This is a genomic window from Microcoleus sp., from assembly GCF_041354475.1.
Lineage (GTDB): Bacteria > Cyanobacteriota > Cyanobacteriia > Cyanobacteriales > Microcoleaceae > Microcoleus.
Map to the genome: position 1 here is coordinate 1 of NZ_JBGJZU010000125.1, position 10,141 is coordinate 10,141.

The window sequence follows — 10,141 nt, forward strand, 5'->3', positions numbered from 1 at the left end:
TTGCTCGATAGATACGCTTTTGCAACTTGAACGTCAATCTTTCGGCTTTTCGCCAATTGATTTGATTCCATTCCACCGTCGGGTTGTCCCGCGTTTTAGACTTATTCATTGCTACTAAGTTCCCATCATTGAAGTTACCGTGTACCTGTCTGCATATCTCTATCATTACAACAGAGCATTGGCTTCTGATACAATCCCTCTCCCATATACTATTCGTTAGCTACTTACTTGGAATCGACCTGATTCAAGAGATATATGAGAGTTACTTCGTTCCAAATACACATTGATTGAGTTTTTAGTGTGATGCTCTCCACCGGGTTTATGGGCGGTGCTTATAGGTCGAAGTAAAAATCGCCCATGCCCTATCCTTGCCTTTTGGCTTGGTCTTAACCAGTCTTTACCGTGTTTTGCAACGGTCTTATTCTGATTCAGCCGTTAGACCATCTGTTATAACGATGGTTCAGACACATCTTTGCTTTCGCTACACATGAACTCTTACTCGACAGTTACCAGTTTCGGCTACCAGTAGTCTGCCTTCTATCCCCGCTTTACCCTGTTAGTTGCTACCTCTCAAGATAGGGGATATACTTTCACCGCTGCACTTGCGGGATAGGACTGAGGACTTGTGAATCCCGCACCTATAAATGTATTTAGTTATACTAACCAGTTGGTTAGGCTGACCTTCCCTGAGTATTTTTACCCATTTACGTCAAACGAATCGCACATTACAGCTAACATTGTACCAGGTATCACAGTAGTTAGCTTTCCGGCGGCGATGCTAGCAGCCGTGGTGATCGGATTTGTGAATGCGGTGGTGCAACCGATTCTGACATTGTTGACGCTGCCTTTGAGCATTCTTTCTTTGGGTTTGTTTTTATTTGTGGTGAATGCGATTTCGCTTTCCTTGGCGTCGTGGTTGGCTGGTGTCTTCAGTATCGGTTTTGCCGTTAATGGTTTTTGGCCTGCTTTGTTTGGTTCAATTGTTTTGTCCTTTGTTTCTGGCTTGATTGGTCGATTTGTGAATCCCGATCGCTCTTTGGATCTGTAACATCCGATCTTAGATGTGCGATCGCACAAACTGCAACGGCTACAGTTACAGAGCCTGCTTTTTCTTCCGATAGAAATATTTGTTTAGGAACTAAAAGCCTTTCATGGGTGGGCAAAATGCCCACCCCACAACAATATTCACTCTTTGTGGAACAGGCATCTTGCCTGTTTTGGACAATGGGACAATATCCAAGTTCGATCGCGCAAAGTGCAGCGGCTTCTGCTACACTTTTAGTCCCTACTTTTGCCACTACCATATTTGAAGGATGGGGAACTTCTACAGAATTTAAGACACTAGCAGAAAAAGTTTTCAAAGGCCAGTTGTGCCCTTGACAAAGTTCCATAATTCCAGTTTCATTGGCTTTCGTGTCTATTGTCGCAACACCGGCGATCGCACTGGACGCTAAATGATAGCTGACACATACTTGTTTAATCGCATTTTCGATGAATTCTCTCGATGTTCCCCCAGTGCAACCTATCCCTACCCATAATACTTTCGGATGCCATTGCACCTGTGGCAAAGCCGATGCCGGCGACAATCTTCTGTGCGTAAAACTAATCCAAATTTTCGCTTTGACAAGTGAAAGATTGTCACCATCCCAAGACAATGAGTGTCCTTGTGGTAAAGAATCTTTCCACAACATAGAACCCACTTCTTGAATTACTTCTACCCTTTCCCCCCTAGCCATAACCGCCGCGACTCCTGGCCAATCGCCTTCCCCACGACTCCAACCACCTAAACTCTCTAGCCACTCTAAAGTCAATTGATTAATCATTATAAAAATTTAACATTATTTTTAAACAAAAGTTGTAAAATAGCACAAACTGCCAAAAATACAACATTGACTATGGTAGAACTAAACCAATTACTGTTAGAGTTTGAAGCAAACCTTGAATGGGAAGCAGTGACGGAAGAATGGAAAGAACGTCGCGACGATTGGGTGAGCGACGTTTCAGCAGCAATTGACGAAAAACAACTAGCACAATTGCTCGTTGAATTAGAATCAAATTTTCAGCACGAAGCCGTACAAAGTCAATGGAAAAAGCTCCGTAAAATTTGGATCGAAGAATGTCAAATAGCCTCGACTCTTGAAGAAGTTTCAAGTTTATTGTTGGAACTAGAAAGCAATACAACTTGGGAAGTAGTGACGGAGGAATGGCAGGAATACCGGGAGAATTGGGTACAACAAATGTACGAATTTATCGAGTAATTACTCATCTTTAATTAAAACCCCATTTAGAAAAATGTCGGCGAGTCCTTCTGCCATTTCCTGCATTTGCTGCGGAGAAGCATTAGGCTCCATAATCGTATTTTGACTAAAACCTGCCACTGCAAACATCCCCAAAAACACCTGAGCCACAATTTTCGGATTCATCTGCCGATAAATTCCTTTTTCCATTGCCGTTTCAAAAAAAGCCTCGGCTACCTCACTCATCTTGCCAATTACTTCTAACTGAATTCGATCCCGCAAATCTGGGTGAAATTGCGCCTCCAAAAAACACACCCGCATCATGTCGCTATTCTCGCGGATATTCAGCATCCGCCGCCGCATTACCTGAGCCACAGCTTTGTAACTGCCCATTTCGCTTAATTCCGTCAACAAATCTGTCAGTAATTCTACCCATCCTTCTGTGGCTACCTCAATTAAAATTGCTTTTTTATTATCAAAATGCCGAAACAGAGTCCCCTCTGCCACTCCCGCCGCCGCTGCTAAATCGCGAGTAGTGGTGCCATCGTATCCACTGCGAGCAAACAAGCGTTGAGCCGCTTGTAAAATCCGTTTTTTGGTTTCTGTTTCAGCAGGAGGAGACTGATTAAAAATTCGCATAGCTTTGTAATCGGTAATTGGCGAATTGGAATATCGACTTAGGGACTTAGGGACTAAATTATGTTAAGTTTTAAGTTGTAAGTGACTTTAATCTTAAACTCAAAACTCCTTGTTCAACCCTAGATCATTTTTGAGCTTGGCTGTATCAGCCTAGCACTTGCGACGCAACAGATCGCTTATGACTCAAAAAATCTTTATGCTTAAAAAAGAATCTCTTTGATTCGGCATAAACATCTTGCTGTGTGACAATGCCCAATCCCAAATCTCAAATCTCAAATCCCATGACCCCGCCGTCTCAACAACCTCGTGAACCGAAGCTATCCCCTAGGGACTCCTTCACATCGAAAACACGACTGCTAGCCTCCCTGCTGGCCGCTGTGGTGCTGTGGTGGGGAATTAGCCCCCAAATCGCCCTCGCCCGCGAAAACCCTGCTAACGGCTCCGCAGCAGTGTCTGTTGTCCCATCGCTCGATCGAGTAATTCGCCAAGTCACCGAATTTAAGCTTGACAACGGCATGACATTCATCGTACTCGAAAGACCAAGAGCACCCGTAGCATCCTTTCTAATTCATGCTGACGTAGGAGGAGCAAACGAGCCCGACGGGCAAACAGGAGTTGCTCACTACCTCGAACATTTAGCCTTCAAAGGCACGCCCCAAATTGGCACTACTGATTACAAAGCTGAAAAACCACTCCTAGACAAACAAGACAAACTCTTCGAGCAAATCCAAGCAGCCAAAGCCAGCGGTAAAACCGCAGAAATCGCTAAATTCCAATCAGAATTTGACAAAGTTGAAAACGAAGCATTGCAATTTGTCAAACGCAACGAATTTGGCAAAATTGTCGAACAAGCAGGCGGAGTAGGGCTCAATGCCGCCACTTCTACCGACGCCACAATGTATTTTTATAGCCTGCCAGCTAATAAATTAGAACTGTGGATGTCCCTGGAATCGGAGCGATTTCTAGAACCAGTATTTCGGGAATTTTACAAAGAAAAACAGGTGATTCTAGAGGAGCGCCGAATGCGAACCGAAAATTCCCCCATCGGACAAATGGTGGAACTTTTTGCTGACAAAGCTTTCTCTGTCCATCCCTATCGCCGCCCCGTAATTGGCTACACTCAAGACATTCAAAACCTCAGCCGTAGCGATGTACAAAAGTTTTTTGACACTCATTACGTCCCCAGCAAGCTGACTGTTGCAGTGGTAGGAGATGTGAAAGCCTCGGAGGTGAAGCGACTGGCGCAAATTTATTTCGGGCGCTATAAAGCGAAGCCAGCGGCTCCTGAATTGCAAATTGTCGAACCTCCCCAAACCCAAACTAAGGAAGTAACGCTGAAATTGCAAACTCAACCTTGGTATTTGGAAGGATACCACAGACCTGCGATGAATCATCCCGATAATGCGATTTATGACATAATTGGTTCTTTGCTCAGCGATGGTCGCACTTCTCGACTTTACAAATCTTTAGTAGTAGAAAAGCAATTAGCTTTGGCGGCTCAAGGTTTTAGCGGTTATCCGGGAGAAAAGTATCCGAATTTAATGTTATTTTACGCTCAAACTGCTCCGGGGCGCACGGTTGATGAGGTGGCGGTGGCTTTGAGCAAGGAAATCGATCGCCTGAAAACAGAGTCGGTTTCTGCTGAGGAATTGGAGCAAGTGAAAACTCAGGCGAGGGCTGGTTTATTGCGATCGCTCGATTCTAACATGGGCATGGCATTTTCCCTGCTGGATTATCAAGTAAAAACTGGTTCTTGGCGCAATTTGTTTAAGCAACTGGATGCTATTGCTAAGGTAGGTCCCACCGATATTCAACGAGTCGCCCAGACAACTTTCCGCCCAGAAAACAAGACCATTGGTAAGCTTTTACCACTGTAAGTAAGGAAGGAAGAAGGAAGAGGGAAGAAGGAAGAAGGAAGACTCGTTCCTAGGCTCTGCCTGGGAACGAATATCCAGAGGCTCTGCCTCGATTTATACTCGGCGGTTGAAACCGCGTCTACACAAACGAAGTCTGCCTCCGCAGACTAAGAGATAGAATAGTTACCACAGGCAACTTAGGAGAAAGAATGAAAAGGACTAAATTGAAACTGAAAAAAGTAAAGCTATTTCTGCTGGCGCTTTGCTTCTTTACAGTTTCATTATCAACATTTAATTTGTTACCTTCTTTCGCGGCAGGACCGAAGCACTACGACGAATTGACATTTCCGGCACTGCCAGAATTGAAACTACCTAAATACACTCGCTTTGAACTTAAAAATGGGATGCGAGTCTACTTAATGGAAGATAAAGAACTGCCCTTAGTCGGAGGAAATGCGCTATTTCGCACCGGAGAAAGATTTGAGCCAAGCGAAAAAATCGGACTGGCAAATTTAACTGGGACAGTAATGCGCACTGGCGGTACGAAAAAGCATACGTCAGACGAACTAAATCAGTTGCTAGAACGTCGCGCTGCTTCGGTAGAAACAGGGATTAGCTCTACTTCGGGAAGCGCTAATTTTACGGCTTTAGCTGAGGATATAGAGCCTGTATTTGACTTGTTTGCCGAAGTCATTCAACAGCCAATTTTTGCTCAGGAAAAGTTGGATTTAGCTAAAAAACAAGAGCAAGGTGGAATCGCGCGCCGCAATGACAATCCCGACGACATTACTAGCCGGGAGTTTCAAAAGCTGATTTATGGCGATCGCAGTCCTTACGCCCGCACGGTAGAATACAAAACCTTGGCGAATATTTCCCGCGAAGATTTGGTGGGTTTCTACCAGAAATACTTTCACCCTAAAAATATGATTTTGGGGATTTCTGGGGACTTTGATACGGCAAAAATGCGATCGCTCATCGAGCAAAAATTTGGCAATTGGCAACCGACTCAGATGGCAGAAGTGCCACCCTTACCCACTGTATCAGCAGCCAATAAAGGTGGCATATTTTTCGTAAATCAGCCCCAACTAACTCAAAGTTACGTGCAAATGGGACATTTGGGTGGAATGCTCAATAGTCCAGATTACGGTGCTTTGGATGTAATGAATGGGGTTTTGAACGGTTTTGGTGGTCGTTTGTTCAATAACGTGCGATCGCGCCAAGGCTTAGCTTATTCAGTCTATGCTGCTTGGAGTGCGAGGTTTGACTATCCAGGGGTATTTGTCGCAGGAGGCCAAACGCGATCCGAAGCAACCGTACCATTTATCAAAGCCATTAACACGGAGATCGATCGCATTCGCACCGAAGCAATTACCCCAGAAGAATTAGCTTTTGCTAAAGATTCAAAAATCAATTCCTTCATCTTCAAATTTGAAGACCCTAGTCAAACTTTGGCGCGCTTAATGAACTACGAATACTACGGTTATCCGCAAGATTTCATTTTTAGCTACCGTCGCAGCGTGGAAAAAGCCACAATTGCTGACGTACAGCGCGTCGCTAATACTTACTTGAAACCGGAGAATTTGGTGACATTAGTAGTGGGAAATACTGCGGGAATTCAACCACCATTATCGAGTTTGGGAACTTCGGTAAAAGTGCAATCTGTTGATATCACAATTCCCTCGGCAACTTAATCGGTAATCAGTTGACAGTTGACAGTTGACAGTTGACAGTTGACAGTTGACAGTTGCTATAAGTTCATAATCAGGACTAAAGTCCTAACTACAAACCATTTTTAGGTTCGTAGTTAGGACTTTAGTCCTCTCTTTTCACGTTAGCCGATCGGGATCGACACCCAACTCCCGCAACTTTGCCGCCAATACGTCCGCCCGCAGCCTTTCCTGTTCTGCCCGCAGCCGTTCCTGTTCTGCCCGCAGCCGCTCCTGTTGGGCCTGTTCCGAACTCCACAGCAGCAAATTTCCAGCTTCATCCCACCAGCGCAGCCAGTTGATAGTTTGACCCAGCCGTTCCCCCGACCAAATCCCCAGCCACAAATCTAACTCTGGAATCCGCACCCGTCCCTGTGCATCAGCCGTCTGGGTTTCATAGCCCCCATTTTGCAGATACCGCACTTCCAGCTTGGGCTCGTAGGGATCGTAGGTAACATAGGTGGGCACTTGCAAAATCTGTTCGTAGAAGTAGAGCTTACCGTAGGGAGGAGTCGATCGCGCCGACAGTTCGGCATAATCTTCGTTAGACAAAAACTCCATCACCACCGATACCGGCGCACCCTCCAGATTGGGCGTGTAACTGCGGCGAATGCTGCCCTCTGCGACTCGATGCACTTGCGGCACGTAAAACCAATCCGGTGCTTTGACTACAGTCTGCTTATTTACTGTCGCTACCAGTCCAAAATTGGAACCGATTAGGGCGATCGGTGCGATGCGTCCAGCGGCTCCCAGAGCATCGGTAAGAGCGGCAGCAAGGGGTGGTTGTTGAATATTTTCCACGGGATCGTCCGGTAATACAAAGTCGGCTGGTAGGGCTTCCCAGGTAATAGTTGGTGCTTGGGAACTCGATGGGATTTGAAGAACCATTAGTTTATACCATTTTAGATTTTATATTTTAGATTACTCGTTACCAGGCTGGAGCCTGGTAACGCCGATCGGGAGGCTCTGCCTCCATTTTACCAAGCGAGGCAGAGCCTCTGGATATAGTTTCCCAGGCTGGAGCCTGGGAACCAGTTAAAAGATTATGTTATTGTCTTCAGTCCGCGGAGGCGGACTTTGTTTTTGTAGGCGCGGTTTCAACCGCCGTCTGCTTTGTTTTTGTAAACCTGGTTTCAACCGCCGCCTGCAACTAAAAATCAATACTCAAAGGAGCTCTTGGAAACGGAATCACATCCCGAATATTTCCCATTCCCGTCATAAACTGCACCAGCCGTTCAAAGCCCAAACCAAACCCAGCATGAGGTACAGTACCGTAGCGGCGCAAATCTAAATACCACCACAATTCCTCCTTGTTCATCCCCTGAGCTTCCATGCGTCTTTCCAACACATCCAGCCGCTCTTCCCGCTGGGAACCACCGATAATTTCCCCCAGCTTAGGAGCCAAAATATCCATGGCTCGCACGGTTTTCTCATCATCATTTAACCGCATATAAAATGCTTTAATTCCCACGGGATAATCTGTGACAATTGTCGGCTTTTTAAACAATTCCTCAGCCAAATAACGCTCGTGTTCCGACTGCAAATCCAAACCCCACTTGACGGGAAAATCAAACTTTTTGTCTGCTTTCTCCAAAAGTGCGATCGCCTCGGTGTAGGTAATCCGCTCGAACTGATTGTTAATGATATTTTCCGCAGTAGCCAGAACCGTCTTGTCAATGCGATCGTTGAAAAAGTCCATATCTTCCGGACAACGATCCAACACGTATTTAAAAATATACTTTAAAAACGCCTCAGCCAAATCCATATCTCCCTGCAAATCGCAAAAAGCCATCTCCGGTTCAATCATCCAAAACTCAGCCAAATGCCGCGAAGTATTAGAGTTTTCCGCCCTAAAAGTCGGGCTAAAAGTGTAAACATTGCCGAAAGCCATCGCCATAATTTCCGCTTCCAACTGACCACTTACTGTCAGATAAGCGCGTTTACCAAAAAAGTCTTTAGCATAATCAACCTCTTGAGAATCAGTGCGCGGGATATTTTTCAAATCGAAGTTAGTAACGGCAAACATTTCCCCCGCACCTTCACAGTCGCTAGCAGCAATAATCGGAGTATGCACCCACAAAAAACCCCGTTCTTGGAAAAATTGGTGTATCGCTGCGGAACAAGCATTGCGAACCCGAAACACAGCACCGTGGGTGTTAGTACGCGGCCGCAAATGGGCGATTGTTCGCAAAAACTCCAAAGAATGCCGCTTCTTTTGCAGCGGATAACTTTGGGGGTCGGCATCCCCATAAACTTGAACTTGAGACGCTTTTAACTCAATGCGCTGTCCCTTTGCTGGAGATGCTACCAACACCCCCGACACTTCCACAGATGCACCTGTATTTAATTGTTTCAGTACATTTTCAAAATCTGGCAAATCAGCATTGATGACTACTTGTAAATTAGCCATCGCCGAACCATCATTGACTTCCACAAACGCAAATTCTTTCAATTCCCGCTTAGTGCGAACCCAGCCTTGAACAGTGACAGTTTCATCAGGTTCCCCAGCCCGCAAAATAGCAGCAATTCGTTGATTTGTCATATCCACTCCCGTTTATTTAATACTTATTTTGCACTATATTTCTCTGTTTTCTCTTCCTCTGCGCCCTCTGCGCCCTCTGCGGTAAAAAAAATCAAAAACTATCCCGCATAAGATTTCAAAATCCAACCTAGCAAAATACCAAGTCCCCCAAAACGAACTGCTTGCCAAAAAGGTTGTTTTATGCTAGCCCAGGAAAACAGACTGCTTTCTAAATTTAACTCGATCGTTTCTAATTCTTGCTCAATTTCCCGCAATTCTTTCTTCAGTTGCGGTAAGCGATTTTGGCGCTGTTGCTGGTGGATTGCTTCGCGCCGATGCCCCAGTTCCGCTTGGCGCTGGCGATCGACCTGAATTTGAGTGTAACGTTCTTTGACTGCTGCGAGCGATCGCTCCACCGTTGAGAGGGCTTGAACAAACTCGCTGTCATCATCTCCTGGTGTCTCTGGATTAAACTCTGACGGCTGTTGAGGCATTTTGATACGCAAATCTGACAATAATTAAAATTTAGTTGTTATTATGTGCAGTATATTTTTTAAATTCAGGAACTGTAGCCAAATCGCTATGATTACCAACTATGCTTGAAACTACACAAACGCCTAAAACTGTCAACCTCAACGAGCTTACCACAGTAGAACTAGCCCAAGCTCTTGCCGCCCGCCTCGCCATCTCCGAAAAAGATTGGCATCGTCTCAAGAATAACCGTCCTGCTCGCGCCGCTGAGCAAGCTGGGGCTGCTTTGGTCTTTTTGCTCAAAAATCAGCCAGAAGAAGCCCTCCCTCGCTTGAATCAAGCCGCAGGATGGCTAGATCGATCGATCTCAGCTCCTCCTTGCCCCACCCACGGACACGGAAAATAGTTTTGCAGTTTTGATCGAAACTCTGGAAACTCAAAACCCTCTGGTTTTAGGTGCCCGACTTGTGGAAGAAGTCGGGCATCTAGGTTTGACATACTCACCGCCCTGAAAGTGCGGTGATTCTTGACGCTTCATTGGGATGTGCTGCAAGCAGTCTTACCTTCCCTCTGCGGCCATTTACAGTCGTGGCTATGCCCAATCCCGACTTTTTGTATAATTCTCGCAGCGTTCAAATCCCTGTCTTGGTGTGTACCGCAGTTTAAACAGATTAATTCTCGAATTGACAGGTCTAATTTACCCCACTTAAA

Annotated in this window: 10 protein-coding genes; 5 read left to right on the forward strand and 5 right to left on the reverse strand. The window is 45.6% G+C overall.

The genetic code is table 11. The annotated features are described in order from the left end of the window. Window positions 1-676: 676 nt before the first annotated feature. Complete coding sequence (locus ACBR23_RS27535) at window positions 677-1,048, forward strand: phage holin family protein (RefSeq protein WP_371116761.1); 372 nt, start codon at window positions 677-679, stop codon at window positions 1,046-1,048. On the opposite strand, the gene ACBR23_RS27540 is transcribed toward ACBR23_RS27535, so the two are convergent. Continuing rightward, the gene (locus ACBR23_RS27540; RefSeq protein ID WP_371120814.1) at window positions 948-1,823 is read right to left on the reverse strand and encodes a cobalamin biosynthesis protein; all 876 of its coding nucleotides are present in this window, start codon (window positions 1,821-1,823) and stop codon (window positions 948-950) included. The genes ACBR23_RS27535 and ACBR23_RS27540 overlap by 101 nt on opposite strands. 72 nt (window positions 1,824-1,895) lie before the next feature. On the opposite strand from ACBR23_RS27540, the gene ACBR23_RS27545 reads away from it, so the two are divergent. Then, window positions 1,896-2,258 (forward strand): hypothetical protein, encoded by a 363-nt coding sequence (locus ACBR23_RS27545; protein WP_371120815.1) that lies wholly within the window; start codon window positions 1,896-1,898, stop codon window positions 2,256-2,258. Here ACBR23_RS27545 and ACBR23_RS27550 read toward each other — a convergent pair whose 3' ends face one another. After that, on the reverse strand, window positions 2,259-2,876 hold the full coding sequence (locus ACBR23_RS27550; protein WP_341736638.1) for a helix-turn-helix domain-containing protein: 618 nt from the start codon (window positions 2,874-2,876) through the stop codon (window positions 2,259-2,261). Window positions 2,877-3,157: 281 nt separating this feature from the next. Between ACBR23_RS27550 and ACBR23_RS27555 the strand changes: the two genes are divergently transcribed. Both ACBR23_RS27555 and ACBR23_RS27560 read left to right on the forward strand, forming a co-directional pair. Continuing rightward, a complete protein-coding gene (locus tag ACBR23_RS27555) occupies window positions 3,158-4,753 on the forward strand; it encodes a M16 family metallopeptidase (RefSeq protein ID WP_371120819.1) in 1,596 nt (531 codons plus the stop codon). 188 nt (window positions 4,754-4,941) lie between these two features. Beyond that, window positions 4,942-6,423, forward strand: coding sequence for a M16 family metallopeptidase (locus ACBR23_RS27560; RefSeq protein WP_371120816.1), 1,482 nt, complete (start codon window positions 4,942-4,944; stop codon window positions 6,421-6,423). A gap of 135 nt (window positions 6,424-6,558) precedes the next feature. Here the strand turns inward: ACBR23_RS27560 and ACBR23_RS27565 are convergent, their stop codons facing one another. The 3 genes from ACBR23_RS27565 to ACBR23_RS27575 form a co-directional block, all read right to left on the reverse strand. Further along, complete coding sequence (locus tag ACBR23_RS27565; protein ID WP_371120817.1) at window positions 6,559-7,326, reverse strand: Uma2 family endonuclease; 768 nt, start codon at window positions 7,324-7,326, stop codon at window positions 6,559-6,561. A gap of 262 nt (window positions 7,327-7,588) precedes the next feature. Continuing rightward, the gene (asnS, locus tag ACBR23_RS27570) at window positions 7,589-8,980 is read right to left on the reverse strand and encodes an asparagine--tRNA ligase (RefSeq protein WP_371120818.1); all 1,392 of its coding nucleotides are present in this window, start codon (window positions 8,978-8,980) and stop codon (window positions 7,589-7,591) included. Between the two features lie 98 nt (window positions 8,981-9,078). Continuing rightward, on the reverse strand, window positions 9,079-9,453 hold the full coding sequence (locus ACBR23_RS27575; RefSeq protein WP_341736625.1) for a DUF2203 domain-containing protein: 375 nt from the start codon (window positions 9,451-9,453) through the stop codon (window positions 9,079-9,081). 101 nt (window positions 9,454-9,554) lie between these two features. Between ACBR23_RS27575 and ACBR23_RS27580 the strand changes: the two genes are divergently transcribed. Further along, a complete protein-coding gene (locus ACBR23_RS27580; RefSeq protein ID WP_340520747.1) occupies window positions 9,555-9,836 on the forward strand; it encodes a DUF6439 family protein in 282 nt (93 codons plus the stop codon). Window positions 9,837-10,141: the final 305 nt, after the last annotated feature.

Coding starts and splice junctions, on each gene's coding strand:
- ACBR23_RS27540 (WP_371120814.1), bottom strand. CDS start 1,823: ATGATTAATCAATTGACTTTAGAGTGGCTAGAGAGTTTAGGTGGTTGG.
- ACBR23_RS27545 (WP_371120815.1), top strand. CDS start 1,896: ATGGTAGAACTAAACCAATTACTGTTAGAGTTTGAAGCAAACCTTGAA.
- ACBR23_RS27550 (WP_341736638.1), bottom strand. CDS start 2,876: ATGCGAATTTTTAATCAGTCTCCTCCTGCTGAAACAGAAACCAAAAAA.
- ACBR23_RS27555 (WP_371120819.1), top strand. CDS start 3,158: ATGACCCCGCCGTCTCAACAACCTCGTGAACCGAAGCTATCCCCTAGG.
- ACBR23_RS27560 (WP_371120816.1), top strand. CDS start 4,942: ATGAAAAGGACTAAATTGAAACTGAAAAAAGTAAAGCTATTTCTGCTG.
- ACBR23_RS27565 (WP_371120817.1), bottom strand. CDS start 7,326: ATGGTTCTTCAAATCCCATCGAGTTCCCAAGCACCAACTATTACCTGG.
- asnS (WP_371120818.1), bottom strand. CDS start 8,980: ATGACAAATCAACGAATTGCTGCTATTTTGCGGGCTGGGGAACCTGAT.
- ACBR23_RS27575 (WP_341736625.1), bottom strand. CDS start 9,453: ATGCCTCAACAGCCGTCAGAGTTTAATCCAGAGACACCAGGAGATGAT.
- ACBR23_RS27580 (WP_340520747.1), top strand. CDS start 9,555: ATGCTTGAAACTACACAAACGCCTAAAACTGTCAACCTCAACGAGCTT.